This window comes from Cytobacillus oceanisediminis (assembly GCF_003182355.1).
Taxonomy (GTDB): domain Bacteria; phylum Bacillota; class Bacilli; order Bacillales; family Cytobacillaceae; genus Cytobacillus; species Cytobacillus oceanisediminis_A.
The window spans coordinates 182,239-208,595 of record NZ_QGTW01000004.1 but is presented as its reverse complement, the minus strand read 5'-3'; the positions used below and the strand labels follow the sequence as shown (position 1 = coordinate 208,595).

The 26,357-nt window shown below is 44.3% G+C and carries 26 protein-coding genes and 1 tRNA gene; 2 read left to right on the top strand and 25 right to left on the bottom strand.

Annotated features, from left to right (window positions below; translation table 11 throughout):
• Positions 1-26: 26 nt before the first annotated feature.
• From DFO73_RS09900 to DFO73_RS09885, 4 genes are all read right to left on the bottom strand, one after another.
• Positions 27-1,049 carry a sugar-binding transcriptional regulator gene (locus tag DFO73_RS09900; protein WP_110064625.1) on the bottom strand — a complete coding sequence of 341 codons (1,023 nt, stop codon included), beginning with the start codon at positions 1,047-1,049 and terminating at the stop codon, positions 27-29.
• A 135-nt stretch (positions 1,050-1,184) separates the two neighbouring features.
• A complete protein-coding gene (locus DFO73_RS09895) occupies positions 1,185-1,433 on the bottom strand; it encodes a glutaredoxin family protein (protein WP_110064624.1) in 249 nt (82 codons plus the stop codon).
• A gap of 17 nt (positions 1,434-1,450) precedes the next feature.
• A complete protein-coding gene (gene rpoN / locus DFO73_RS09890; protein ID WP_110064623.1) occupies positions 1,451-2,782 on the bottom strand; it encodes an RNA polymerase factor sigma-54 in 1,332 nt (443 codons plus the stop codon).
• Between the two features lie 434 nt (positions 2,783-3,216).
• Positions 3,217-3,288 (bottom strand) — tRNA-Arg (locus tag DFO73_RS09885).
• A gap of 735 nt (positions 3,289-4,023) precedes the next feature.
• On the opposite strand from DFO73_RS09885, the gene clpP reads away from it, so the two are divergent.
• Entirely contained in the window at positions 4,024-4,629 is a 606-nt protein-coding gene (clpP, locus tag DFO73_RS09880; RefSeq protein WP_110064622.1) for an ATP-dependent Clp endopeptidase proteolytic subunit ClpP, read from the top strand.
• Between the two features lie 290 nt (positions 4,630-4,919).
• Here the strand turns inward: clpP and DFO73_RS09875 are convergent, their stop codons facing one another.
• From DFO73_RS09875 to hprK, 21 genes are all read right to left on the bottom strand, one after another.
• Positions 4,920-5,177, bottom strand: coding sequence for an HPr family phosphocarrier protein (locus DFO73_RS09875; protein WP_110064621.1), 258 nt, complete (start codon positions 5,175-5,177; stop codon positions 4,920-4,922).
• Positions 5,178-5,204: 27 nt separating this feature from the next.
• Complete coding sequence (gene whiA / locus DFO73_RS09870) at positions 5,205-6,155, bottom strand: DNA-binding protein WhiA (RefSeq protein ID WP_110064620.1); 951 nt, start codon at positions 6,153-6,155, stop codon at positions 5,205-5,207.
• 125 nt (positions 6,156-6,280) lie between these two features.
• The gene (locus DFO73_RS09865; protein ID WP_110064619.1) at positions 6,281-7,258 is read right to left on the bottom strand and encodes a gluconeogenesis factor YvcK family protein; all 978 of its coding nucleotides are present in this window, start codon (positions 7,256-7,258) and stop codon (positions 6,281-6,283) included.
• Positions 7,255-8,148 (bottom strand): RNase adapter RapZ, encoded by an 894-nt coding sequence (gene rapZ / locus DFO73_RS09860; protein ID WP_110064618.1) that lies wholly within the window; start codon positions 8,146-8,148, stop codon positions 7,255-7,257. The genes DFO73_RS09865 and rapZ overlap by 4 nt, the downstream gene beginning before the upstream one ends.
• 27 nt (positions 8,149-8,175) lie before the next feature.
• Positions 8,176-8,634, bottom strand: a complete 459-nt coding sequence (locus DFO73_RS09855) for an 8-oxo-dGTP diphosphatase (protein WP_110064617.1) — start codon at positions 8,632-8,634, stop codon at positions 8,176-8,178.
• Positions 8,635-9,175: 541 nt separating this feature from the next.
• Complete coding sequence (gene trxB / locus DFO73_RS09845) at positions 9,176-10,126, bottom strand: thioredoxin-disulfide reductase (RefSeq protein ID WP_110064615.1); 951 nt, start codon at positions 10,124-10,126, stop codon at positions 9,176-9,178.
• Positions 10,127-10,268: 142 nt separating this feature from the next.
• Entirely contained in the window at positions 10,269-11,768 is a 1,500-nt protein-coding gene (locus DFO73_RS09840; RefSeq protein WP_110064614.1) for a tetratricopeptide repeat protein, read from the bottom strand.
• Between the two features lie 143 nt (positions 11,769-11,911).
• The gene (locus tag DFO73_RS09835; protein ID WP_110064613.1) at positions 11,912-12,916 is read right to left on the bottom strand and encodes a nuclease-related domain-containing protein; all 1,005 of its coding nucleotides are present in this window, start codon (positions 12,914-12,916) and stop codon (positions 11,912-11,914) included.
• Between the two features lie 225 nt (positions 12,917-13,141).
• Positions 13,142-13,798, bottom strand: coding sequence for a bifunctional phosphoribosyl-AMP cyclohydrolase/phosphoribosyl-ATP diphosphatase HisIE (gene hisIE, locus DFO73_RS09830; protein ID WP_110064612.1), 657 nt, complete (start codon positions 13,796-13,798; stop codon positions 13,142-13,144).
• Entirely contained in the window at positions 13,795-14,553 is a 759-nt protein-coding gene (gene hisF / locus DFO73_RS09825) for an imidazole glycerol phosphate synthase subunit HisF (protein ID WP_110064611.1), read from the bottom strand. Before hisF ends, hisIE begins: the two co-directional genes overlap by 4 nt.
• Complete coding sequence (gene hisA, locus DFO73_RS09820) at positions 14,553-15,284, bottom strand: 1-(5-phosphoribosyl)-5-[(5-phosphoribosylamino)methylideneamino]imidazole-4-carboxamide isomerase (RefSeq protein WP_110064610.1); 732 nt, start codon at positions 15,282-15,284, stop codon at positions 14,553-14,555. The genes hisF and hisA overlap by 1 nt, the downstream gene beginning before the upstream one ends.
• Positions 15,281-15,919, bottom strand: coding sequence for an imidazole glycerol phosphate synthase subunit HisH (gene hisH / locus DFO73_RS09815; protein WP_110064609.1), 639 nt, complete (start codon positions 15,917-15,919; stop codon positions 15,281-15,283). Before hisH ends, hisA begins: the two co-directional genes overlap by 4 nt.
• Positions 15,920-16,507 carry an imidazoleglycerol-phosphate dehydratase HisB gene (gene hisB, locus DFO73_RS09810; RefSeq protein WP_110064608.1) on the bottom strand — a complete coding sequence of 196 codons (588 nt, stop codon included), beginning with the start codon at positions 16,505-16,507 and terminating at the stop codon, positions 15,920-15,922.
• A gap of 15 nt (positions 16,508-16,522) precedes the next feature.
• Entirely contained in the window at positions 16,523-17,794 is a 1,272-nt protein-coding gene (gene hisD / locus DFO73_RS09805; RefSeq protein WP_110064607.1) for a histidinol dehydrogenase, read from the bottom strand.
• 15 nt (positions 17,795-17,809) lie between these two features.
• On the bottom strand, positions 17,810-18,454 hold the full coding sequence (gene hisG / locus DFO73_RS09800) for an ATP phosphoribosyltransferase (RefSeq protein WP_110064606.1): 645 nt from the start codon (positions 18,452-18,454) through the stop codon (positions 17,810-17,812).
• Positions 18,451-19,635: an ATP phosphoribosyltransferase regulatory subunit gene (locus DFO73_RS09795; RefSeq protein WP_110064605.1), complete on the bottom strand. Its 1,185-nt coding sequence runs from the start codon at positions 19,633-19,635 to the stop codon at positions 18,451-18,453. The genes hisG and DFO73_RS09795 overlap by 4 nt, the downstream gene beginning before the upstream one ends.
• A gap of 512 nt (positions 19,636-20,147) precedes the next feature.
• Positions 20,148-20,699 (bottom strand): acyltransferase, encoded by a 552-nt coding sequence (locus tag DFO73_RS09790; RefSeq protein WP_110064604.1) that lies wholly within the window; start codon positions 20,697-20,699, stop codon positions 20,148-20,150.
• Entirely contained in the window at positions 20,696-21,343 is a 648-nt protein-coding gene (gene ppaX / locus DFO73_RS09785) for a pyrophosphatase PpaX (RefSeq protein ID WP_110064603.1), read from the bottom strand. Before ppaX ends, DFO73_RS09790 begins: the two co-directional genes overlap by 4 nt.
• Positions 21,333-22,280 (bottom strand): nucleoside recognition domain-containing protein, encoded by a 948-nt coding sequence (locus DFO73_RS09780; RefSeq protein WP_110064602.1) that lies wholly within the window; start codon positions 22,278-22,280, stop codon positions 21,333-21,335. Before DFO73_RS09780 ends, ppaX begins: the two co-directional genes overlap by 11 nt.
• 27 nt (positions 22,281-22,307) lie before the next feature.
• The gene (gene lgt, locus DFO73_RS09775; RefSeq protein WP_110064601.1) at positions 22,308-23,123 is read right to left on the bottom strand and encodes a prolipoprotein diacylglyceryl transferase; all 816 of its coding nucleotides are present in this window, start codon (positions 23,121-23,123) and stop codon (positions 22,308-22,310) included.
• Between the two features lie 182 nt (positions 23,124-23,305).
• Complete coding sequence (hprK, locus tag DFO73_RS09770; protein WP_110064600.1) at positions 23,306-24,241, bottom strand: HPr(Ser) kinase/phosphatase; 936 nt, start codon at positions 24,239-24,241, stop codon at positions 23,306-23,308.
• Positions 24,242-24,952: 711 nt separating this feature from the next.
• On the opposite strand from hprK, the gene DFO73_RS09765 reads away from it, so the two are divergent.
• Positions 24,953-26,332, top strand: a complete 1,380-nt coding sequence (locus DFO73_RS09765; RefSeq protein ID WP_110064599.1) for a PTS transporter subunit EIIC — start codon at positions 24,953-24,955, stop codon at positions 26,330-26,332.
• Positions 26,333-26,357: the final 25 nt, after the last annotated feature.

The window sequence follows — 26,357 nt, the reverse complement described above, 5'->3', positions numbered from 1 at the left end:
AGGTAGATTTTATATTTGAAAAGGGATTACCCTTTTAACAACTGTTTTGCTGCACCCTCGTCTGTAATTAATATTGTTGAAGATGGTGCACGGTTCATATAAGCTGCGATAGCTTTAGCCTTGGAGGCACCGCCCGCCACAGCAATAACATGCTCGATGTGGGATAGATCATCCAGCTGAAGGCCGATAGTTTGAACCTTATGTACAACCTCGCCGCCTTCATTAAAGTAATAGCCAAATGCTTCGCCTACCGCTTCGGCCTGTTTAATTTTTTCAAAGTCTTTATCACTGGTTTTACGGCGTTCCGCCATTGTTATAGCGTCTCCAATCCCATGTAAAACCATGCTTGCAGACTTGATTTGAGTTATTACTTCTTTAATATCCGGTTCTTTAACAATGCTTTCGTACATTTCCTTGCTTACTTGATCAGGCACATAAAGGACTCGGTGTCTGGAATCAGTATGATCTGCCATTTTTGCACAAATCGTGTTGGCCTGATTTTTGACATCCTCGCCAATTCCGCCTCTTGCCGGGACAAACAGCCAATCCCGATCAGCCATGTCTGGAGTAAGCATTTCCGCTACGGCAGCCATTGTGGATCCGCCAGTAACCGCGATGATATTTTTTCCTTCGAGGCTGGATTTCATACATGAAGCAGTCGCTCTTCCCAGCTCTTGCTTCACCCAAGGTGATTCATCGCTGTTGCCGGATACAATAATTGCTTGGCGAATGCCCAGTTTAGCTGATAATTTTTGTTCCATTAAGGCTATACCCGATATATCCCGCATTATTCCTTCGAGGCCTTCAAGTAAATCTTTGCCATCGGAAGTAAGGCTCATGCCTGTACTGGAGATGCGGATCAGATCCTGGTCTTTTAAAAACTCAACCTCGCTTCTCAGCACTCTTTCCGTCAAGCCAAGGCTTACAGCAAGGCTTCTTCTGCCGACAGGCTCCATCAGCCCTATGTAATGCAGGATTCCGTAACGCTTTTGCATAACCGCAAGCAGATCAGGCAATAATCTTTTTTGAATATCAATTAGTGAGTACATCGGATGGCTCCTTCATCATATGTGGTCATTTTTTGTCCCGCATAGACATATTATGTCCCACTTACCGTAAAAAAAATCACCCTTGCTTCAAAATCAATAATAGCAGGAGTGATTGGTGAATTCAACTGATAAAACTCAGTTTTTTTCTGTAAGCGCTTCACTTATGGTAATTGTGTCAATATGCCCAAATTGCACTTCTTCCCCATTCATTTCAACAACCGGAATCATCAAGCCGTACTTTTCTGTCAGTTCATCGCTCTCATCGATATCGCGTTCAATCAAAGTAAAATGGTATTCTTTCTTTAGTTCTACTAGTACATCCTTTGCTTTATCGCATAGCGGGCATCTGCTTCGCGTATATAGCACGATCTCTGGCTGGTTCACAGTGATAATCTCCTTTATCAATCATACCTTTTCCGTTTTGATGAAGATGGAATGCCAAGCTGGTCACGATATTTCGCGATCGTCCTTCTGCTGACAACCATTCCTTCCTTTTCTTTCAGCAGCTTTACCAGCTCCTGGTCGGATAAAGGCTTTTGCTTATTTTCCCCTTCAATCATTTTACTAATAATCGTCTTCACTTGCTGTGATGATGTATTTTCATCGGAAGTCGTTTTAATTGTGCTTGAGAAGAATGATCTGAGCTCATACGTTCCGTACGGTGTTTGCGCATATTTTTCCCGGACTGCACGGCTTACGGTCGATTCATGGATATCAAGCTCATCCGAAATCTCCTTCATCGTCATCGGTTTCAAATATGCCGGCCCTTTTATAAAAAAGTCCTGCTGTTTTTCAACGATTTTCAGGGTAACATTGGAGAGCGTCTCTTTTCTTTGTTCTATGCTCCTCACGATCCAATGATAATCCTGCTGCTTCTCTTGGAGGAAGCGGCTCACATTTCGATCTCCAGCAGCAGAAAAACGTTTGTAGTAATCGTTATTAAAACTGATCTTCGGAAGGACTTCATCAAAAACGCTGACTGAAAAAGATTTACCATCCCACTTTATAATTACATCAGGCGTTATATAAGCGGATTTTTCGCTTTGAAAGGATGATGCCGGCCTTGGGTTCAATGTCTGGACAAGATCGAAAACCTCCTGTATATCCTTCAGCTCCACACCGAGCTGCTTCGCGATTTCCTTCCACTTCTTTTCTGCAAAAAGGGTGAAATATTCATTCATAATAGCTTCTGCCAGCTCGTTTCTTTCAGGCATTCTTTTCAGCTGCAATGAGAGACATTCCTGCAGGTTTCTGGCCCCTACACCGGCAGGCTCCAGTTCCTGTATTATTTCGAGCATACGTTCCGCATCCTCTGCCGATATTCTGAACGATGAAGCAATGGCGTTAAGTTCCGCCCGGAAGTAACCGTTTTCATCGAGGCTCTCAATAAGGCGTTCGATTACCTTTTTTTCGATAGCGTTCAAATTGAAATGAAGCTGCGATTTCAAGTATTCGTCCAGAAGCATCGTTTTTCCGCTGCCAATTTGTTCAATCCAGTTTATTTTATCTTTTTCAACCTTTTTTCTCGTCGGCTTCACACGGTCATAACGGGGATCCATTGTCTGGACATGACCTGATTCTACTTTTAAAAGGGGATTTTCAAGTGCTTTATTTTCGAGGAAAGATGAGAGCTCCTGTGTGCTGTATTGCAAAAGGGCAATCGCCTGCGTTAGCTCCTGTGTCATTGCTAATTTCATTGTCTGCTGCTGCCATAACCCAGCTTTCAAATTCATCGTACATTCCCCCTGTCCCCATTTTACAATATTCGCGGTAAATATTGTATGGAAATATCTTTCCACTAAGGCAAAAAACGTGCTGGCACATGCTCCACTCAATCATTCTGAATACTTCACCATATGCATGCCGGAGGGAAAAATATTCTTTTTTTCGGATAAAATGCAGATTTTTAGCGGATTTTTTTATTTTCTTTATTGAAGATGGCTAATTTGCAAAGTTGACTGATGGATTTTCTTATCTTTTGGATGGAAAAAGGTCAAATCATTTTTTTGTGCGATCGTTTAAATGAGGTTGGAGCCGGTTTTTATGCGGAAAGCTTTTTTCGAGTGGGATGGTTCCAATTTATATACTGATAGAGTCAAATTTCAGGTAACGACATTTTCCGTAAAATAAAAACCCCCTGTCCATATCAGACAAGGAGTTTTGGCAGCGCCCTCGGCAGGAATCGAACCCACATCTCAAGAACCGGAATCTTACGTGCTATCCGTTGCACCACGAGGGCAGATATTTTAATAGCGGGCTGACCAAGCGCTCAGCCGCTACGATAATTAATTATATGATATGTTCCTTAACTTTGCAAGCATACTTTTTGTTACTATGTTAAGGATTGTGGCTATATTTACTGTTGATTGAAGCGGAAGGCGTGAGACTCCTCGAAAATGCTTCCGCATTTCCTTCGTGCGGTGTTTATTCAAGGTTGATTATTCAAAGTCCTGCGGGAAAAGCGAGTCAAAGGGAGACCCCACCGGCGCAAAGCGACGAGGAGGCTCCCTGACCGCCCGCGGAAAGCGAGTGCCTGGAGCGGAAATCAACAGGTAAGCTAAACTTGTTTTTTTGTTTAAAAACTGGAGCAATGGGTATCATGGAATGGGATAGGGCAACAAAGAAAATGATGTCGAACGAATAAGCCTGGCATTCTATGCGATTTGTTTGACCTTAATTGACCATCAGTGTATCATGATAGTACATACAGAAATGAAATGCGGAAGCGCCTTGAAAAAATGAACTTCAACTAAAGGCCGCCACGTCCTGTGGCGAACGTTGAAGCCAGCACATCCTGTGCAAGTCGACAAGCATAAGACGAATCACGCAGGAAATCCTGATTTCTGGAGTGATTTGGCTTATGACTCGAGGAGCTAGGCGCTGAAGCTAGACAGCTTAAAATTTTTCTTTACTTGGAAGAACATGCTTGTTCACATTGTATGTTGAACCCTTATTTTAAAGGAGGAATTGGAAAATGAACTTAATCCCTACAGTTATTGAACAAACAAACCGCGGGGAGCGCGCGTATGATATTTACTCCCGCCTTTTAAAAGACCGCATTATTATGCTGGGAAGCGCGATCGATGACAATGTGGCAAACTCCATCGTTGCCCAGTTGTTATTCCTTGAAGCTGAAAATCCAGAGAAAGACATTTCCATTTACATTAATAGCCCTGGCGGAAGCATCACAGCTGGTATGGCTATTTATGATACTATGCAATTCATCAAGCCAAAAGTACAGACAATCTGTATCGGTATGGCTGCATCTATGGGTGCTTTCTTGCTTGCAGCTGGTGAAAAAGGCAAGCGTTTCGCCCTTCCGAACAGTGAAGTCATGATTCACCAGCCACTTGGCGGGGCACAGGGTCAGGCGACAGAAATCGAAATCGCTGCAAAGCGTATTCTTTTCCTTCGCGAAAAGCTGAACACCATCCTTTCTGAGCGTACAGGACAGCCGCTTGAAGTCATCGCAAGAGACACTGACCGAGACAACTTCATGACAGCTGAAAGAGCGCTGGAATACGGTCTGGTTGACCAGATTATTACCCGCAACTCTTTAGAAGATAAAAAAGATAAGTAACAAGAAAAGCGGAGGCGCCCTTGCCCATCGACGGAGCGTGGTGGACTGAGGCCCACAGGATGTGGGTCACTCAGACGTTGCCACAGGACGTGGCGCTTTTAGTCTGAGGTCCTTTTTTGAGATAAAGGAAACACGAAGAGCGATAGCGATTCGATGTTGACTTATCGTAGACGAGGTGAGGGAAGCACGTCGAGTCGATAGGGTGCCGGAGCTAGACAGTTATCAAAGTTCAAAGTTATATTTTTTTATCTTTTAAAAAAACAACTCGCATCTTCCCGATGCGAGTTGTTTTAGTTTTCCTTCTGAATGTATTTTGCCAGCTCTTCGATCGCTTCGGTTTCGTCATTTCCTTCTGCTCTTAAAGTAACCACAGACCCGGAGCTGACAGCGAGGCTCATAAGCCCCATGATGCTTTTCGCATTTACCTTTTTGCCGTCCTTTTCAAGGAAGATATCGGATGAGAACCGATTTGCCTCCTGAACGAATAATGCTGCCGGACGTGCCTGCAATCCTGTTTTAAGCTTAACTTCAACCTGTTTTTCCGCCATGTTTATCTCCTCCCTGCTGACTCCTTGTTAATGATGTGAAATGGTTTCTCCTGCTCGGAGTTTATCAGCTATTTCATCTATTTTTCTTAATCGGTGATTGATGCCCGATTTGCTAATATTGCCGCCTGAGACCATTTCCCCAAGCTCTTTCAATGTGACATCCTGATACGCCACCCGCAATTCGGCGATCTCCCTTAGCTTGTCAGGCAGAATCTGCAGGCCGACTGTTTGGTCGATGAATCGGATGTTTTCAACCTGGCGCAGCGCTGCACCGATGGTTTTGTTTAAGTTCGCTGTTTCACAATTTACCAGACGGTTAACCGAATTTCGCATATCCCGGACAATCCGGATATCCTCAAAGCGAAGCAGTGCAGAGTGGGCACCGGCAATGTTCAGGAATTCAGTTATTTTTTCAGCTTCCTTCAGGTACGTGATAAATCCTTTTTTCCGCTCGAGCGTTTTGCTATTCAGCCCGAACGTATTCATTAATTCACAGAGAGCGTCATTATGCTCCTTATAAAGTGAAGCAATTTCAAGGTGATAGGATGAGGTCTCTGGATTGTTAACAGATCCCCCGGCAAGGAATGCGCCGCGCAGATAAGAACGCTTACAACATTTCTTTTTAATAAGCTCATTGGAAATATCGTGTGTAAAAACGAATCCCTCGCTTAAAATTTTCAGGTCATCAAGAATCATGCTTGCCTCTTCATTCAATCTGACAATATAAACATTGTTCTTTTTCAATCTCATTTTCTTACGGACAAGCAGTTCAACCTGAACTTGATAGTTCTTTTTAATCAGTGTGTAAATTCTTCTTGCAATTGCCGCATTTTCCGTCTGAATATCCACGATCAATTTCCTATTGGAAAAAGAGAGTGATCCATTCATCCTGATGAGCGCGGATAATTCCGCTTTTCCACAGCAATCTTTTATTTCCAGGTTCGTCAATTCCTTTTTCGTTTCCGAAGCGAAAGACATCCCTTCACCCCCTACCTGCAAAAACTAAAGCCAGGATAAAAAATGTTCTTTAGAAATAGTATTCTATCCTGGGCAAACGTATGCACAGTTTATATATCACTGGCATTAGCCTTTACACATATATATTACGCGTTAAAACGCTGATTGGTTTCATCCAAAAGCAAATTATAAAGCATTTGGGCAACTTCTTTTGTATCATGCCTGATGATTCCATTTTCATGGCTGACAATCTCGCCGTGCATAATTTCAAGACCCAATTCAGTAAGTGCAGCCGTGTCATAAACAACAGGCTTAGACATTTCTTCGCTGTACCGTTCCTGAATATCCGGTGGAATCTCCTCATTATTCACGAGAATCGTATTGATAAAAGCGCAGCTCATGTGGTCATATAACGCTTTAACATGGTCACTGGCTGTATAGTCAAGAGTTTCCCCTGCCTGTGTCATTAAATTACATATATATACCTTTTTCGCTTTCGAATGGCAAACCTCGGTGCCGAGCTTGGGCACAAGCAGGTTTGGAAGAATGCTTGTGTATAAGCTGCCAGGCCCGATAATAATCATATCAGCCTGTCTGATCGCCTGCAGCGTTTCAGGCAAGGCTTTAATATTTTTCGGGGTTAAAAACACCCGTTTAATTTTTTTGCCGTAGTATGGGATTTTCGATTCACCTGAAACGATTGTCCCGTCTTCCATTTCTGCATGCAGCACAACACTTTGATTGGCAGCCGGCAAAACCTTTCCCCGTACATTTAAAACCTTGCTCATTTCCTGAATGGCATGGACAAAGTTGCCTGTAATTGAAGTCATTGCTGCAAGGATCAGGTTACCGAGCGAATGACCGGATAATTCATTGGATGTCGCAAAGCGATGCTGAAACATTTCCTCGATCAGCGGCTCCACATCCGAAAGAGCCGCCAGCACATTGCGGATATCCCCTGGCGGCGGGATACAAAGGTCATTTCTTAATCTTCCTGAGCTGCCGCCATCATCGGCTACTGTTACAATCGCAGTAATATCAACAGGATGTTTTTTCAATCCCCGCAATAGAACGGGCAATCCTGTTCCGCCCCCGATGATGACAATTCTTGGCTGTCTGTTCATTTGGTGTTTTCCTTTCTCCTCTCGATGTCACGATGAGTGATTGCCGTATGGTAGTCCTTTTTGAAATAATTAGCAATGTATTCTGCAAGTGCGACCGAACGATGCTGGCCCCCGGTACAGCCAATAGCCACCACAAGCTGGGCCTTTCCTTCTCTTTTATAATGAGGGAGCATAAAGCTCAGCAGCTCCGTAACCTTCTCGAGGAATTTACTTGTTTCCGTCCATTTCAGCACATAGCTGGAAACCTCTTCGTCCAAACCGGTCTTCGGTCTCATATGGTCGATATAATGAGGGTTTGGCAAGAAACGCACATCGAATACAAGATCTGCGTCAATCGGTATTCCATGCTTAAATCCAAAGGACATCACATTGACAGTGAAGATCGTTTTTCTATTTAATGAAAATTCCGTAAGAATTTTTTCACGCAATTCTCTCGGCTTCATTTGGGAAGTATTATAAATAAGCTGGGCCCTTCCTTTTAGTTCCTCCAGCAGCTCCCGCTCAAGCTTAATGCCTTCAAGGGGCAATCCGGATGGAGCAAGGGGATGTGATCGTCTTGTTTCTTTATATCTTCTTACCAATGTTGAATCATCCGCGTCCAGGAAAAGAATTTGCGGCGTAACCCATGAGGTCTCCGATAACTCATCCAAAGCCTTAAACAAATGATCGAAAAATTCGCGCCCGCGCAAATCCATTACCAAGGCTACCTTATTCATCTTATTCCCTGATTCCTTCATCAGTTCAAGAAACTTCGGCAGCAGTGTCGGCGGCAAATTATCGACACAGAAAAAGCCAAGATCTTCGAAGCTTTGAATGGCTACCGTCTTGCCGGCCCCTGACATTCCCGTAATAATGACCATTTGAGTATCATTCACAGCACCCGTACTCATTCTATTTCCCCCTGTTTATGTCAAAATTCAGCTAGGATCCAGCCTGTAACTGATCAATTCAAAGTCTGGCGTATACGTAAACGTTCCATAAATCATGCCTTGGCCGTGAATCATATATTCCAATATATGAGAATCACCTGCAGCCATCGGCAGATTTTTCATCTCCGAAAACGAATGCCAGCGAAGCTTGCCTTCCTCAGATTCATCCACATTTAAACCATCGGAGGCTGTAGCCAGGAACGTAAACATCATCCACTCCTGTACGACCTTATCTCCATCCTTCATAATAAAGGTAAATATCCCTTTAATATTGGGATTACGCAGATAGATGCCCGTTTCTTCCCTGAACTCACGGATGCACGAGTCCCTTACTGATTCGCCTGGCTCCATTTTTCCGCCCGGCGCTACCCACCAGCCTCGTCTGGGCTTTTGCAAAAGCAATACTTGATCATCTTTTAATAACACACAGTTCGTGACTCGCTGCAACACTATTCACCTCTATTTAATCCGAATCGTTCCGTTAACTGCTTTTGCACGGAATCGCTTTATGTAAAAGCTGGCTAACGCTTTTCTTTATTCCTCTCATTATACTATTTTTGTCTTACAGCCACAATGAATACAGATTTCCAAAAAAAATTAGCCGCATAATTTTATAAAACGCTTTAAGCAGGACTTTAAAATAGGCTGTGTTAAAGCTCAATAGTGTTTTTATCACCCCGTTGATTGGAGCGGAAGCCGCATGCTCCCGGACCGCCCGCGTTCGCTGAGTGCCTGAAACAAAAATCAACAGGCCTAACTGAGCCTTTGAATAAAAAAAAGAGCACAGACCAAGTGCCTGTGCTTTACAAAGGATTATATCTTTAAAGGGGGTCAATTTCTATTCCTATATTACCCGATATTTATTTCACACAGGTTACAGGATAATTAAAACAACATGACTTTTTGTTAATCTTTGCCGACAGTGGCTATTTTTTCTAATAAAAAAAGCTGCACAGAGCCTTTGTGGCTATATGCAGCTTTTTATAGATTAACTTTTCGCTTTAAGGCTTTCTTTTAGTTCCTCAATGTAATGCTGGGCACTTTGCGCAGCGATACTTCCATCGCCAGTAGCCGTTACGATTTGGCGCAGGGATTTTTCACGAATGTCGCCGGCAGCAAAAATACCATCCACTTTCGTTTCCATACGCTCATTTGTTTCAATATAGCCATCGCCGTTTGTAATGCCAAGGCTTGCAAACGGCTTGGATAAAGGAACCATTCCGATATAAATGAAGATACCGTCTGCCTTGAATTCCCTTTCTTCGCCCGTTTCAGTAGACACTAGTGTTACGCTGCCCACTTTGCCATCCTTGTCGTTGACTTCTTTAACGGTTGTATTCCAGATGAAGTCAATTTTTTCATTATCAAACGCACGCTGCTGCAGGATAGCCTGTGCACGAAGCTCGTCACGTCTGTGAACGATTGTCACCTTTGATGCGAAACGCGTTAAGTATACGCCTTCCTCAACAGCAGAGTCCCCGCCGCCGACTACGACAAGCTCTTTGCCTTTAAAGAAAGCTCCATCACAGACCGCGCAATAAGACACACCGCGTCCGCCTAGCTCTTTTTCACCAGGAATGCCAAGCTTTTTGTACTCGGCACCAGTTGAAATAATCACCGAACGGGCTTTGTATTGCTTGGATCCGGCAACAACTGTTTTATACTCTTCGCCGTCAATCACTTCTTTAATATCGCCATAAGCGTATTCAGCGCCAAACTTTTTTGCATGGTCAAACATTTTTGTAGATAAATCCGGCCCTAAAATATGGTCAAAGCCAGGATAGTTTTCAACTTCTTCTGTGTTCGCCATTTGTCCGCCTGGAACACCGCGCTCAAGCATTAATGTAGAAAGATTTGCACGGGATGTATAGACAGCAGCTGTCATTCCGGCAGGGCCTGCCCCAGCGATAATGACATCATAAATTTTTTCTTCACTCACAACGGTTCACTCCTTCAGTAATCAGCTCTCCTGTAATATCCGCAAAGGTTTTTTTATAAAAAGTCTTTTATTACGCATATTATAGTATGACCTTCTTACTGCTATCCTATAAAATCCAAGAGCGTTTCGTCCAAAAATCTGCTCACTGAAGGCGGTCGTTCACAGATTTCACATATTTGCCCATCGTGGAAGCGGAAATACCATATCTGCCAGCAATTTTGGACTGTGAAACCTTTTCGTTTCGCAATTTATGCCAAACATATTCAATCGCTGCAGCCCATGCTTTTTTGTTCTTTATACTCTGCTGGCTGTTTGTCATTTCCGCAAAGATGGTAAACCACATTAAATATAAGCCAGCTTCCACTGTACCAATTGGATGATAGTTTTCGTATAGAAGCTCGGCTGTTTCATGTGCAGCCTGCACCCCGTTCGGTGTTTCCTGCTTTGCTTTAACAAATAAGAGATAATCCTTTTCCATTTGTGTAAACTTGTTATTTTGGACAATTGCGCCTGAGGCCAAAACGTCATTTTTTCTGCTGGAAACTGAAGTTAGGAAAAGTCCGAATAACCGCTCCTCGATATAATCGCTTTCCAGCTTTTTTAGAATGGAAGAATAGTGATCTTCAAAACCGCTATTCGTCACTTTTTCATCATTCCAAGGTTCAAAGCCAACCTTCTCCGGATTGATTTCGATTGCTTTCTTCCATGCAGTTTTCGCCAGTTCTTCCCTGCCGGTAAAATAAGCAGAGTAAGACAGCCAGTAATAGAATGGGCCGTCCCCTTCAAAGCCTTTCTTCTGAAGCTTGCGCAGCCATGAAAAAGCAGCTTCGTACTCGCCTGTTAAAGCAAAAGTCGCACCAAGCTTAAACTGATGTTCAATCGAAAGCGGCTTTATTTTTTTCAGTGCCTCTTTTAACAAACGCACCTGCCTGAAATCACGCTCGTAAAAGGCGAAAACAAGTTTATTGCAAAGGGCATGAAGATTCCCCGGGTTTTCCTCGAGAACCTTCTCGAGAATATCGGAGGCCTTTTGAACTTCTCCCAGGTAAAAATACGCCAATGCCAGATTGTTATATGCGGACCAATACTCAGGATATTCATTAATAACCAAATTGAGGATTTCAACCGCCTTTGGAAAATGCCCGGACTCAAGCAATTCCCGTGCGTGCTCCTGCTTCGTAATTAAATCATCCTGCTCGTACAAGTCCTCATCCAAATCCTCCGCCTCAAGCGTCAGCAAATCCAATAGATCCTCTGTATCTTCCGTAAACTCTCCGTCCCGATCCAAATCAAGATACGTATTCGCGTGCTGATAAGCATCCTTAAAAAGACCCAGATGAGCATAATTGTTTGCAAGGAAATAATGGCACTCCACCATATCCTCATCAAGCTCCTCCAGAATCATATGCAGCAAACGATTGGATTCCTGATGCTCACCCATCTCGGAATGGACAATCGCAAGCTGGCAAACAATCATCGGTTCACCCGGCTCAAGCTGCATTGCCCGCATTAAGTATTTCTTCGCTTTATGAAAATCCCTGCGATGGTACGCCTTAATTCCTTTGGAAAAATAGTACTCACCTGTCGGGATAAATGACAGTAACTTTCCTTTTTGGTGTCTAGCTTTAGAGTCTTTGCTCATGAAATCCTCCATTAATGTTAGTAACTAAAGTAGTATATCATATGAACGAGCCTGCAGAGAAGGGATGAAATTACAATAGTATTTCCAGCTGGACTTTTTTATTGGAAATCTTAGCGCTGTTATATTTGGGTTATAGCAGCAGTTTAATACAGCTGGATATCCAAATCGGCAATGTCCTGATAATTGGGCGGAGGAAGGTAGCGGCGGCCTTTGCCTGTACCGGTTTGTGGGAGGTTGAGGGATACTAATATTCTCCTGGATATGTGAGGAGACGAAAGATGAAGAAACTCGCGAAATTGTTTGTTGGAAATAGGAACACCGTTATTTAATAAAAAAAGGTCCGCAACAGTTTTAAAATGTGCATTAGAACTTAATAGTCTGCATGCTTTACATAGCCAGTTGCCATCCCGTCTTTCCATAGGCTTTGCAATACAAACCGGACATAGCACGCCTGTTAAAATTTCATCCATTGAAATTTTATAAAATTTTAAAATATCAAGTGATTCAGGGGTGTGTTCTTTTAAAATAATTTTGGAAACCTTCTTTAGCGCCTTGATATCAAGCTGTTTTTCTTTGTAGGACATACTTACTTTATCAATTTTGCTTATTAGATATTGGGAATGAATAATTTTTTGGTTAATTTGAGAATTTCTTGGAGGGGTTCGAAGGATAGTAGATGGTTTGCTTATAACAATGAAGAATTCAACCGGGAGATTAATTCCTCGTTTTGATAGCCACTTTTTAAGCTCTTCCGCTTGTAGATTAGCCTGCTCAATGGGATGAGGGTAACCTCTTTCTTCGCCATTTAATGTGGTTTGAATCATTTGATTAAACTGAGGATCAAAAAATAATGTACCTGAAAAGTTTTTCACTTCTAAAATAATGGCGAATTTCGCAGAAAGTATTAAAGTGTCAATTTGAAAGAAATACTTCCCGTTCGTGAGGCGAATCCCATGAAAAATCATATATTCATTTTCCGGGAGTTTGCTTAAATGAAAATCCAAAGCTGCTTCCCCTCGATAACCAGCCCACCGTCTTGCTAGATCTTCCTCAATTTTAGCTCGCACCTTATGATTTTTAGGCATCCTTCTTAAAAGTGCGCCATTCTTGAGAATCCTAATTGGAATTGTACGTTTTTTAATTATCAAAAGCACCACTCCCTAGTCATTTTAAGAAAATATTCGATTAAATCACACTATCCTCCTGCTTTTAATAAAGAGAATTTTACTTGCCTGGCACGTTTTGAGTTTTTCCTAGCATGTTTTTAATTTTATCTAATACCTTTAAAGATTTATCTAGCATGTTTCAGATTTTATCTAACATCTCACACAATTCAAGGCAACTCGACCATTGTATAAAAAAACCGTCCTCCCTTATTCGGAGGCCGGTTCGGATTTCTTATCGTGCCGCTTATTTAATACTCTCAAAACTTCATTAAAAGGCAGGTCCTGTTCGCGCAGGAGTACCATTAAGTGATAGATCAAGTCGGCTGATTCCCATTTTAGTTCTTCCTTATCGCGGTTTTTTGCTGCGATGATGACTTCCGCTGATTCTTCGCCGACTTTTTTCAGGATTTTATCGACGCCTTTTTCAAAGAGGTAAGTCGTATAAGCTCCTTCAGGGCGGGTCTTTTCGCGTTCTTGGATGACTTTTTCAAGTGTATAAAGGATTTCGTAAGCGGCCAAGTCTGCAGCAGATCTGCCGGCTTCTTCCCCGTATACTCTCTCCTCAAAGCAGCTTTCTGTTCCTTTATGGCAGGCAGGCCCTGCGGGTTCCACCAGGACCACAATGGCGTCCTGGTCGCAATCAAGCTTCATTTCAACGATTCTCTGCGTGTTTCCGCTTGTTGCCCCTTTGTGCCAAAGCTCATTGCGGGAACGGCTGAAGAACCAGGTTTCGCCTGTTTCCACTGATTTCAAAAGAGATTCCCGATTCATATAAGCCAATGTTAAAACTTCTTTTGTTTGCGCATTTTGCACCACAGCAGGGATTAGCCCCTTTTCATCAAACTTCACATTTTCGATATTCATCGGACAACCACCCCTTTATCCTTTATGTACGCTTTCACTTCTTCAACAGATGTTTCTTTATAGTGAAAAATCGATGCTGCCAGCGCGGCATCTGCTTTTCCGTCGATAAATGCTTCCGCAAAATGGTCGGCATTGCCTGCACCGCCGGATGCGATAACCGGAATCGAAACAGCTTCACTGACTGCTTTTGTCAGCTTAATATCGAAGCCTTTTTTCTCGCCGTCTGAATCCATGCTTGTCAGCAGTATTTCACCGGCTCCGCGTTCTGCAGCTTCCCGTGCCCAGGCAATGACTTCAAGTTCTGTTGGTGTCCGTCCGCCATGTGTGTAAACGCGCCACGAACCTAGCTCTTCATCATATTTCGCGTCAATGGCAACGACGATGCACTGGGATCCGAAGAAGTTCGCACCTTCCGTGATCAAATCGGGGTTGTTGACAGCTGCTGTATTTAACGAGACCTTGTCAGCCCCTGCACGCAAGATCCGCTTCATATCTTCAAGCGCATTGATCCCTCCCCCTACTGTGAAAGGAATCGCAAGTTCAGAAGCAACCGCCTTGACAACCTCAACCATTGTTTTCCGTCCTTCATGAGACGCAGAAATATCAAGGAATACAAGCTCGTCGGCACCCTGCTCATCGTAAAAACGGGCAAGTTCAACCGGATCGCCGGCATCGCGTAGCTGGACAAACTGAATTCCTTTTACAACACGGCCATCTTTAACATCCAGACAAGGAACAATTCTTTTTGTCAGCACTATTCCTTCACCTCTTTCAGGGCTTCCGTAACTGTAAAGCGGCCTTCGTAAATGGCCTTTCCAACAATTGCCCCCGCAACACCTTCAGAAGCGAACTGTCTTAATTGATTTAGATCGGCAAGCTGGCTGACACCGCCGGAAGCGATGACATTTTTGCCTGTTTCTTTTGCGAGGAGGCGAACCGCTTCAACGTTTGGTCCGGATAGCATCCCATCTGTTGCAATATCGGTAAAAATAAAAGTTTCAGCACCTGAATCGGCAAATTTTTTCCCCAGATCAACTGCCTTTACTTCAGAGGTTTCAAGCCAGCCATGTGTCGCAACATAGCCATTTTTTGCATCAAGCCCGACAGCAATGGCCCTTCCGTACTTCCTGATCATTTCGATTGCAAACTCGGGGCTGGAAACAGCGATGCTTCCGATAATCACACGGGTTACACCATTTTCAAGATAGTGCAGGATGTCCTGTTCCGTACGGATTCCGCCGCCGATTTGGACAGAAACGCCAAGCTCGCGAGCTGCCTGGATAACATACTCATCATTTACCCGTTTGCCGTCCTTTGCGCCGTCAAGGTCTACCATGTGAATCCAGTCCGCTCCTTCATCGGCAAACTTTTTTGCCATATCAAAAGGAGAGTCGCCGTAAACCGTTTCCTTGTCATAGTCCCCTTGCAGCAGCCGGACGCATTTGCCGCCTCTCATATCGATTGCAGGATAAATGGCAAAACTCATTTCACAGACATCCTTTCTTCAACCAGCTCGGTAAAATTGCGCAGCAGTGACATGCCGAGCGAACTGCTTTTTTCAGGGTGGAATTGCATTCCGAATACATTTCCTCTTCCTACAACCGCGGGCACTTCTACATCATACAAGCTTCTGCTGATGACAACTTCTTTATCATCTGTATTCACAAAATAGGAGTGAACGAAATATACATAATCTTCTTCAAGCCCTTTTAAAATTGGAGAGCTATGTAGGAATTTAAGGTGATTCCAGCCCATATGCGGAACCTTATACGTTTCGCCTTCTGCTGTAACTCCAGGAAATTTTCTTACATGTCCAGGCAAGAGCTGCAAACCTTCTGTCAGCCCATTTTCTTCGCTGCCCTCAAACAAAAGCTGCATCCCGAGGCAAATACCCAGGAGCGGCTTTCCTGTTTCTGCATACTCTTTTACCAGATCAGCAAGGCCTGTAGAATTTAAGATGGACATTGCATCTTTAAAGGAGCCGACTCCCGGCAAAATCAATCCATCTGCCTTCATCAGCTCATCTTTATTTTCAGTTAAAAAATAAGGCACTTCCAAGCGTTCGAGCGCTTTGCTGACGCTAAAAAGATTCCCCATTCCGTAATCAATGATGCCGATCATTTACAACATCCCTTTCGTTGATGGAACTCCCTTAATCCGCGGATCAATGGTTGTTGCTTCATCAAGAGCACGAGCAAGCGCTTTAAAAATCGCTTCAATAATATGGTGTGTATTTTGTCCGTAGTGGACGATCACATGCAGGTTCATTCTTGCTTCAAGTGCAAGCTTCCAGAGGAATTCATGCACAAGCTCCGTATCAAACGTGCCTACTTTTTGGCTTGGAAACTCGGCGCGCATTTCCAAATGAGGCCGGTTGCTGAGGTCAACCACCACTTGAGCCAATGCTTCGTCCATTGGAACAAAAGCGTTGCCATAGCGCTTGATGCCTTTCTTATCACCTAAAGCATCCTTCAGCACTTGTCCAAGACAGATGCCGATATCCTCTGTCGTATGGTGGTCATCAACGTCCGTATCGCCATTTGCAACGATGTTCAAGTCGAATTGTCCGTGCTTGGCGAACAGGTCAAGCATGTGGGTCATAAAAGGCACGCCTGTCTCCAGGTCACTTTTGCCCTCCCCATCTATGTTCAAGGACAGTGAGATATTTGTTTCATTTGTTTTACGGGAAATTTCTGCAGTTCTGGCCATAATTATTCCTCCAGCTTATTTTCTTAATCTAGTTTCAATGGACCGGGCATGGGCTTCAAGTCCTTCTAGACGCGCAAATGCCGCAATTTTTTCGCCATTGCTTCTTAAAGCTTTTTCACTATATAAAAGAATACTTGATTTCTTTTGAAAATCCTCCACGTTTAGCGGACTTGAAAAACGGGCGGTTCCGTTGGTTGGCAGGACGTGATTCGGGCCTGCAAAATAATCGCCGACCGGTTCAGGGCTGAATCTTCCGAGGAAAATCGCACCTGCGTGTCGGATCTGTCCAAGAAGCACCATGGGATTCTCTGTCAAAATTTCAAGGTGTTCCGGAGCGAGATTGTTAACCGTTTCAACTGCCTCATCCATGCTTTCAGTCACATAAATGGCGCCATAATTCTCAATCGACTGAGCAGCAATTTCCTGGCGCGGGAGCACAGCAAGCTGGCTTTCAACTTCTGCTGAAACCGCTTCTGCCAAAGCTGCCGATGGTGTAACGAGCACAGCGCTCGCCATCGGGTCATGCTCGGCCTGTGATAAAAGATCGGCCGCCACCTCATTTGGCTGTGCCGTTTCATCTGCAAGAATTGCAATTTCGCTTGGACCTGCGATCATATCAATATCCACATCGCCAAAAACTTCACGCTTGGCGAGGGCTACAAAAATGTTTCCCGGACCAGTGATTTTATCGACAGGAAGGATCGTTTCTGTTCCATATGCAAGAGCCGCAATGGCCTGTGCGCCGCCAACTTTATAAATTTCTTCCGCTCCTGCGATGTGCGCTGCTGCCAGAACCGCCGGAGGGAGCTTGCCGGTCTTTTTATCAGGAGGTGAAGTAATCACAATCCGTTTGACGCCCGCCACCTTTGCCGGAATTACATTCATAAGTACGGATGACGGATATGCCGCAGTTCCGCCTGGTACATACAACCCTACCGAATCAAGCGGTGTAATCTTTTGCCCTAAGACAGTGCCATTTTCCTCAGTTGTCATCCAGGACGGGCGAAGCTGCTTTTCATGGAATGACTTAATGTTATCGGATGCTTCCCTAATTATTTCAAGGATTTCTTCATCCACCTGGCTATAGGCTTCTTCAATCTCAGCCTGTGTCACCGCGAAATCATCAAGGGAGATGCCATCAAATTTTTCCGTATATCCTTTTAACGCCTGGTCTCCATTTTTGCGAACAGTTTCAATGATATCTTTTACAATCGCCCGCTGTTCTTCCGTTCCACTATCAACCGAACGCTTAATTGAAATCTGGTCGTTTACTTTCAAAATTTTCATAGGGCTCTACATCCTTTAAGAACGAATTTCTTCTCCTGAAATAACTTCTGACAGACGGCCGACAAGCTCGCTGATTCGTTCATCCTTCATGCGGTAGCTGACAGGATTGACAATCAGCCTTGAAGTGATGCCGACAATTGTTTCATATTCTATGAGTCCATTTTCTTTTAGCGTACGGCCAGTTGAAACAATATCCACGATCCGGTCTGCAAGCCCGATCATCGGCGCCAGCTCAATGGAGCCGTTCAGCTTGATGATTTCAACCTGCTCTCCCTGCTCGCGGAAATAGGCTGCTGCAATATGCGGATATTTCGTCGCGATTTTAGGAGCAACATCATTAAGCTTTGTGTTTGGCAAACCGGCAACCGCAAGATAGCAGGCACTGATTTTTAAATCAAGCAGTTCATAAACATCACGTTCTTCTTCAAGCATTACGTCCTTCCCGGCGATTCCGAGGTCGGCAACGCCGTGCTCCACATAAGTTGGAACATCCATCGGTTTTGCAAGTATGAACCTGAATTTTTCTTCCGGTACATCTATAATCAGCTTGCGCGAATCATCAAATTCAGGAGGCAATTGAAAGCCCGCCTGCCGCAGCAATTCCGCAGCTTCTTCAAAAATACGGCCCTTCGGCATCGCAATTGTTAAAACATCACTCATTTTACGCTCTCCTTTCCAGCTTTTCCGACTAAAAAGGTAATATCCTCATACTGGTTCGTGCAGGCATCCAAATCCTTTACACCGCTGATATCCTGGAGGACGACATTCTTTCCGGAGGAGCGCTGTTCCTTCGCAAGCTGGAACGCTTCTTTGCGACGCTCCGGGCTATATAAAATGCAATACACAGGTTCAGCTGCTTTATTGTCTTCAAGCGCTTCAAGAAGACGGTCCAGCCTGATCGCAAATCCGGTAGCTCCTGTGTCTTTCCCGAATTTTTGCAGCAGAAGATCATATCGTCCGCCGTTTCCAATTGGGAAACCGACGTTTCCGGCATAGACTTCAAAAAGAATTCCCGTGTAATAGCTCATATGGCTGACAAGCGTTAAATCAAATTTGACTGTATCCTCCTGGCCGTAATCAAGCATGATTCCCCATAGCTGCTGCAGCTCGGCAAGCGCCTTTTTGCCTGTACCGTTTTCGAGGAGGCCGTAAGCCAGCTCAATAACTTCTTCTCCGCCTCTTAATTTGAGGAAGTCAAGAAGCCTTTGTTTATCAATTGATGAAAGGGCCAGGCTCTTTACATGTTCCCTATACCCTACATAATTCTTTTCATATAAAAATCTAGTTAAGTTTTCGACTCTTTCTTCTGTTCCTAGAATCTGCTGGAAGAATTCGCGCACAAAACCGATATGGCCGGCAGACAGCTGGAAGTTCTGGAGCCCTGCTTCTTTTAAGGAAGAAATCATCAGTGCCATTCCTTCTCCATCTGCACTAATTGTACCGTCGCCAATACATTCAACGCCGATCTGCTCAAACTCGGCCGGGCGGCCTCCCTCCCGCTGCTGGGCGCGGTAAACATTCGCTGAATAAGCCAGCCTGATTGGCAGCTCATCTTTTAACAAACGTGAAGCCGCAACCCGTGCGATTGGTGCCGTCATGTCCGGGCGGAGGACAAGTGTGTGGCCCTGCTGGTCAAGGAGCTTGAACAGCTGCTGATCAAGAATTGCAGACGCCGCTCCCACCGTTTCGTAATATTCAAGCGCAGGCGTTTCAATGAACTGGTAGCCCCAGCGCTTCATTTCTTCCTGAATGGATGACCTGACTGCAGCTTTTCTTTCATACAAATCAGGTAATGTATCTCTCATGCCCAATGGCTTTTCAAACATAAATAATCGGCTCAAAATGATTCACCTCTATGATAAAAAATTCCGAATCCTTTAGTTCGCTAATATGGTAGCAAATTGAAGTTATATGTAGTGTAACGCGCTTCGGGTTTGCCGTCAACTGATAGATTACAGAAAAATAGGGTCCGGCATAAAAAAAGGCTCCTTTTTGATTTGAAAAAGGAGCTTTCTTTTAGTTTGTACTTTTATATGGGAGGTTATTTGAGCCGATTGAGTTTTTTTGCGCTTAGAATATACAGCTTGATGCTGGGATCGTATCTGCTGATTGGTCCTTCTAGTTTATTAAGTATGTTTGGCGGCATATCCAGCAAGTTTTCGGGTTTTACCAAACTTTATCTAATTTAGCTGGCAATTTGAGGCTTCTGAAGACCGATAAAATATATGAAGCACTTTCCGTGTTTTTGCGTCACTTTTTGAATTTATGCGCCACTCCTTCATCTGATGCGGTTGTGGTCCTATCCACCAGCCTCCTGATCACAGCTTTCCCGCATAAAAAAAACCCCGCCAGTTTATGCCAGCGGAGCCTTCTTCTCATTAACGCCATAAATCGGATCGTCGGCCCAGCGTCCGGCGAGTTCTTCTTTTGTGTAGATAATCCGCATCGGGTTACCGCCAACGAAAGCTCCGGCGGGCACATCCTTGTGGACGAGCGTTCCCGCGGATATGATGGCTCCGTCACCGATCGTGACACCCGGCAAAATCGTCGAATTGGCGCCGATCATGACTTCGCTGCCAATTTCGACTCGGCCGAGACGATACTCTTTGATCAGGTACTCATGTGCCAGAATCGTTGTGTTATAGCCGATAACCGTGTTGCGGCCGACGCTGATTTTTTCCGGAAACATGACATCCAGCATGACCATGAGCGCGAATGATGTTTGATCCCCGACCTTCATACGCAGAAACGTCCGGTAAAGCCAATTCTTCAAGCCCAGGAATGGCGTATAGCGTGCCAACTGGATTACGACAAAGTTTTTGACGACCTTCCAGAACGGAACGGTTTTATACACATGCCAGAGAGAATTGCCGCCCTCGACGGGGTAACGTTCCGTTTTTCTCATTGCTTTTCTGCCTCAAGGATATCAAGCAGGTCAGCCATGTTGTCGAGCATATAGTCCGGTTCAAAGCGGGCCAGAAACTCGTGGCCCTTGGCTGTCCAAGCGACGCCTGCCGTTTTCGTGCCAGCGTTTTTTCCGCCTTCAATGTCATGGGAGTTATCCCCGACCATGATTGCTTCTTCCGGCTTTGCATCCAATAAATTCAATGCTTTTAAAATAGGCTCCGGATCCGGCTTCGGCTTTTCAACATGATCAAGCGTCACAACCACATCAAAAAATTGATCAAGATTTGTCAGCTTTAAGCCCTTTTCAACTACATTGGAAACCTTGGTAGTTACGATGCCCAGTTTGTAGCCGGATTCTTTTAAAGTCCGTACTGTTTCGAATACGCCTTCAAACTCCTTCACAAGGATATCGTGATTTTTAATATTGTACTCCCGGTAAACTGCGATCATTTCCTCGACTTTCTCCGGGTTGATCGATTCAAATGTCTCATGAAGCGTGGGCCCCATAAACGGGAGGACATCCTCACGCTGATAGCGGTCCGGGTAATACTGCCCCAGCGTATGCAAAAATGAAGAAATAATTAATTCATTTGTATCGATTAATGTTCCGTCTAAATCAAATAAAATAGTGTTAATATTCATATGTTGCTTCCTTTCTTTTTGCCAGATCAGCACGGTTCCAAATCATTGCGACCACCAGTGTCAGCACAATTGCCACACCCAATCGGATGAGCAGGAGCGGCAGGATTGGAATGCCAAGAGGAATAAAAATCAGCGTATCCTCCACAACAGCGTGGCAGGCTACGAGGAACACAAATGCGATCGTTACATCTTTTTTGCTGACACCATCCTCCTGAACAGCCTGTATCATAACACCCGCCCCGTAGGCGAGACCAATCAGCAATCCAGCCGCCAAAGTGGTTGACGTATTTTCTTTCATACCCAGCGCCCTTGTGACAGGCGCCATCCATTTTGAAAAAACAGCGAGCCATTGTTTGTCTTTTAAAATTTGAATAGTCACCATAAGCGGTATAACAATTATGGCAAGCTGGAAAATCCCAAGCAGTGCTGTTTGCAGTGCATCCATCATGATGGGAATGAATCCGGATACCTGTTCTTCTTTTGCAGGGATAAATCCGTACTTAGCCGTTTCCGAACCGCCCTGCCATACAAGATTGATGACAATAGCACTTAGGAACGCAAGGCCAAATCTTACGGCGAGAATAACCCACAGCTTTACGCCGACTTTAAGGGCCACACCTGACTCAATCAGCATATTATGCGAAAAAGACAGCATTACTGCGATAATAAAAACTTCTTTTACCGTGAGATCAAGCGTTAAAATCGCCCCGATCCCGGCATACAAATTCAAAAAGTTTCCCAAAACAAGCGGTATGGCTGCATCTCCTGACAGCCCAATCAGATTCATTAGAGGCGTGATCAGCTTTATAACCCAAGGAAGCACTGGCGTATGCTGCAGCATCGCCACGATCAGCGTAACCGGGAAAATGACTTTTCCAAGCGTCCATGTTGTCTTTAAGCCGACCATCAGCCCCCGTTTCGATGATTCAACCAGCATCTCTTTTCTCCTTGTTCGTTAAATTTTCTATGCTTTATCTAAATAGCGGGCGTCTGCCAAACCTGTTTTTCTTCTATAGAAAATGAGGGCAAGCGCTCCAATAATAAGAGCAATTGAAATCGTCTGCGCGATTCTTAATGTGTCGGTTAGCATCAAGCTGTCTGTTCTCAATCCTTCTACGAAGAAACGGCCGATAGAATACCAGATCACATACGTTAAGAAAAGCTCCCCGCGGCGCAAATTGGCTCTTCTTAATAATATAAGGATGATAAAACCAATTATATTCCAAATCGATTCATATAAAAACGTCGGATGGTAATAAGCACCGTTAATGTACATTTGGTTAATAATGAATTCAGGCAGGTACATATTTTCCAAAAAGGCACGGCTGACTTCCCCGCCGTGTGCTTCCTGATTCATAAAATTGCCCCAGCGTCCGATTGCCTGCCCTAAAATAATGCTTGGTGCCGCAACATCAGCAAGCTGCCAGAAGGAAATCTTCTTTTTCCTGGCAAAAATATACGCGGTGATGACCGCTCCAATCAAGGCGCCGTGTATAGCAATTCCGCCATTCCATAATTTTATAATTTCACCAGGGTTCTGTGAGTAAAAGTCCCATTGAAATATAACATAATAAATCCGTGCTGAAATAATGGCAATCGGAATGGCCCAAAGCATTAAATCCGCAAAAATATCCTTGGGAAGTCCCCTTCTCTCCCCTTCCCTCATTGCAATAATGAGAGCCAACGCAATGCCGACACCGATAATAAGGCCATACCAATGGACTTGGATCGGTCCAAGGGAAATGGCGATCGGGTCAAGCGGCTGTATATTGTTTTCCATGATCACTTCTCCTTCTCATTGAAAAGCGCAAGCGCCTTGGTCACCCCCGACACCTCGAGGGGGTAGGCGCTGGAGCTAGACAGTTATCTAAGTTTTGGTTCCTCTATTTATAAAGCCGAAGCCCCTGTCAGAATGCCGTTTATCAGACTCCAATCAAACGTTTGATTGAAATAAAAGCAAACTTAACGATCCTCATGGTCACCGTCTTCAATGACATCAGATAAGCGGCTGGTAAACTGTTCGGCTGCATTCATGCCCATTCGTTTTAAACGGAAGTTCATGGCGGCAACCTCAATGATAACAGCAAGGTTACGCCCTGGCCGGACCGGAATCGTCAGCTTCGTGATTTCCGTATCTATGATTTTCATTTTTTCCTCATCAAGCCCAAGACGGTCGTACTGTTTTTTCGGATCCCATAGCTCCAGATTCATAACGATGGAGATTTTCTTATAACTGCGGACTGCACCTGCTCCAAATAACGTCATGACATTGATGATGCCAAGCCCGCGGATTTCAAGCAAATGCTCAATTAGTTCAGGCGAGTTTCCGACAAGATAATCTTCATCCTCCTGCCTGATTTCCACGCAGTCATCCGCAACCAGACGATGTCCCCGCTTCACGAGTTCAAGCGCGGTTTCACTTTTACCAACTCCGCTTTTACCGGTAATCAGCACACCTACTCCATATATATCCACAAGAACGCCATGGACTGCAGTCGTTGGCGCAAGCTTGCTTTCAAGAAAATTGGTCAGCAAACTGGAAAAACGGGTTGTTTTTTGCTTGGAGCGAAGAAGAGGGACAGATTCGCGCTCAGCCGCTTCAATTAATTCTTCTGGAATATCAAGGCCCCTTGTAATAATAATGCCCGGCGTAATATCGGTACATAAACGTTCCAGGCGGCTTTCCCGGTCTGTATCGTTTAATTTTTCCGCAAAGGTTAGCTCCGTTTTCCCCAGCAGCTGAACCCTTTCTCCCGGATAGTAATCAAAATAGCCCGCCATCTCAAGGCCCGGCCGTGAAATATCACTCGTCGTAATCGGCCGGTTAATGCCTTCCTCCCCGGCAATCAGCTCAAGACCAAATTTTTCTATAATATCTTTTGTGCGTACTTTTACCAATATAAGCTCCTCCTTTATGCTGGCAATTCTGGGATGATTTCTTTATATGTGAAAATATTCCTGTAACAAATTCCCGCAGATTAACGGACAGTAAAATTCTCTTTTTTTAATAGCGGAGAAAATAACATATTCTATTCCGTGAAATTAACTGTCCGTAAAGGCCCGAAATAGAACTCAGGCTAAAACCGCGACGTCCTGTCGCAACGCCTGAGTGACCAGCATCATGCGGGCCTCAACTAACCGCCAGCCAAAAAACAGGCTGACGGAAGTTTCACTTTATCGCAGATTAACGGACAGTAAAATTCTCTTTTTTAAATAGCAGAGAAAATAACATATTCTATTCCGTGAAATTAACTGTCCGTAAAGGCCCGATTGGTTCAACTAACCGTCAGCCAAAAACAGGCTGACGGAAGTTTCACTTTATTTTAGCACTTTTTAAGTCAGAACCAAATTTCTGAAAACGATTTTTACAAAAGTTTAAGTATTTTTATAGGACCTTTTGCGCAATCCACATGGCAATGGACAATTTTTCAGTAAATAAAGCGTATAGTTATGATAAGACAGGCACGAAATCTGTAACAATATAAAAATATGAATAAATGGTATAGACAACTATACTGTCAGTTGGTAATATAAGTATGTAAGCGGATTCATTGGCTTTTTATCTGTTTCTTGCACTTGTATTCTATTTTTTTAGAGGGGGAAAAGCTCATGCGTAAAGAAGAACGCTTGGCGAAAGAGATTACGGATCAGTTGGGCGGCACCGGCAATATCGCGGAACTGGCTTCCTGCATGACACGCCTTCGTGTAAAACCGGTTGATGCAAGCAAGGTCAGCCTCGAAGGCATCAAGGATATTGACGGAGTTATGGGCGTTGTTGAAGCAGAAACACTGCAAATCATTCTTGGTCCAGGAATTGTCACTAAGGTAGCTGACGAGGTTTCAAAAATGACAGGGATGAATGTTGCTTCTGTGGATGATGACGAAGAAATTGACACTTCACTGGAAGGACTGGCTGCACGTACAAAAGCTGGACTCAATGAGAAAAATGCCACTCCATTCAAATTATTTTTAAGAAAAATTGCAAGTATCTTCATTCCGCTGATTCCTGCGATTGTTGCATCCGGTTTGGTCGCGGGGATTACAAACGTAGTAATCCGCTCCGGCGCTGATCCGGAATCAACTCTAGTTCAGATGCTTAGCTTAATTGGCTGGGGATTATTCAGTTACCTGGGTGTGTTTGTTGGTATTAACACAGCGAAGGAATTTGGCGGATCGCCTGCTCTTGGTGGTGCGGCCGGTATCCTGTTAATCAACCCGGGTCTTGCTAATATTACTCTTTTCGGTGAAGCACTTGTTCCTGGGCGAGGCGGATTAATTGGCGTCATGCTGGCAGCTGCTCTAATCGCCTTTTTAGAAAAACGAATTCGAAAAGTGGTTCCATCAGCTGTCGATATTATTGTAACACCTACTCTTGCTTTGTTAGCCACAGGCTTTGCAACATTCTTTATCCTGCAGCCTGTTGGCGGATTCCTGTCTGATATCATTACAAAAGGATTGCTTGGCATTCTTGATATTGGCGGCGTCCTTGCCGGATTAGTACTTGCCGGAACATTCCTTCCGCTTGTTGTAACCGGCTTGCACCAGGGTTTAACACCGGTTCATATGGAATTAATCAATACAATCGGCGACGACCCGCTTCTCCCTATCCTTGCAATGGGCGGCGCAGGCCAGGTCGGTGCAGCATTTGCCATCTATTTCAAAACAAAGAATGCCCGTCTGAAAAAAGTCATTAAAGGCGGCCTTCCAGTTGGTATCCTCGGCATCGGCGAACCGCTGATCTTCGGGGTTACCCTTCCATTGGGACGCCCGTTCTTAACAGCATGCCTAGGAGCTGCTGTTGGCGGAGCCTTCCAGGCGTTCTTTAAAATTGCTACGATTGCAATCGGGGTTTCCGGCATACCGCTTGCCTTCCTCGTTCACACACATCAAATAGTACTGTACCTAATCGGTTTATTAATTGCCTATGCATTTGGCTTCCTCTTCACATGGATGTTCGGATTCAAAGAAGAAATGGCTAAGAATATCTAAGAAAAGCGGAGGCGCCCTTCGGAAC

Excerpts from the sequence above, each read along its gene's own strand:
- rapZ (WP_110064618.1), bottom strand. The coding sequence starts at position 8,148 with ATGAGTACGGGTGCTGTGAATGATACTCAAATGGTCATTATTACGGGA.
- DFO73_RS09765 (WP_110064599.1), top strand. The coding sequence starts at position 24,953 with ATGCGTAAAGAAGAACGCTTGGCGAAAGAGATTACGGATCAGTTGGGC.
- hisA (WP_110064610.1), bottom strand. The coding sequence starts at position 15,284 with ATGAGTTTTGCCATTTATCCTGCAATCGATATGAGAGGCGGCAAATGC.
- lgt (WP_110064601.1), bottom strand. The coding sequence starts at position 23,123 with ATGGAAAACAATATACAGCCGCTTGACCCGATCGCCATTTCCCTTGGA.
- hisIE (WP_110064612.1), bottom strand. The coding sequence starts at position 13,798 with ATGAATATCGAAAATGTGAAGTTTGATGAAAAGGGGCTAATCCCTGCT.
- DFO73_RS09790 (WP_110064604.1), bottom strand. The coding sequence starts at position 20,699 with ATGAGAAAAACGGAACGTTACCCCGTCGAGGGCGGCAATTCTCTCTGG.
- whiA (WP_110064620.1), bottom strand. The coding sequence starts at position 6,155 with ATGTCTTTCGCTTCGGAAACGAAAAAGGAATTGACGAACCTGGAAATA.
- DFO73_RS09865 (WP_110064619.1), bottom strand. The coding sequence starts at position 7,258 with ATGAACAGACAGCCAAGAATTGTCATCATCGGGGGCGGAACAGGATTG.
- clpP (WP_110064622.1), top strand. The coding sequence starts at position 4,024 with ATGAACTTAATCCCTACAGTTATTGAACAAACAAACCGCGGGGAGCGC.
- ppaX (WP_110064603.1), bottom strand. The coding sequence starts at position 21,343 with ATGAATATTAACACTATTTTATTTGATTTAGACGGAACATTAATCGAT.
- hisH (WP_110064609.1), bottom strand. The coding sequence starts at position 15,919 with ATGATCGGCATCATTGATTACGGAATGGGGAATCTTTTTAGCGTCAGC.
- DFO73_RS09780 (WP_110064602.1), bottom strand. The coding sequence starts at position 22,280 with ATGCTGGTTGAATCATCGAAACGGGGGCTGATGGTCGGCTTAAAGACA.
- hisG (WP_110064606.1), bottom strand. The coding sequence starts at position 18,454 with ATGAGTGATGTTTTAACAATTGCGATGCCGAAGGGCCGTATTTTTGAA.
- DFO73_RS09875 (WP_110064621.1), bottom strand. The coding sequence starts at position 5,177 with ATGGCGGAAAAACAGGTTGAAGTTAAGCTTAAAACAGGATTGCAGGCA.
- DFO73_RS09840 (WP_110064614.1), bottom strand. The coding sequence starts at position 11,768 with ATGAGCAAAGACTCTAAAGCTAGACACCAAAAAGGAAAGTTACTGTCA.
- rpoN (WP_110064623.1), bottom strand. The coding sequence starts at position 2,782 with ATGAATTTGAAAGCTGGGTTATGGCAGCAGCAGACAATGAAATTAGCA.
- DFO73_RS09900 (WP_110064625.1), bottom strand. The coding sequence starts at position 1,049 with ATGTACTCACTAATTGATATTCAAAAAAGATTATTGCCTGATCTGCTT.
- hisB (WP_110064608.1), bottom strand. The coding sequence starts at position 16,507 with ATGGCCAGAACTGCAGAAATTTCCCGTAAAACAAATGAAACAAATATC.
- hisD (WP_110064607.1), bottom strand. The coding sequence starts at position 17,794 with ATGAAAATTTTGAAAGTAAACGACCAGATTTCAATTAAGCGTTCGGTT.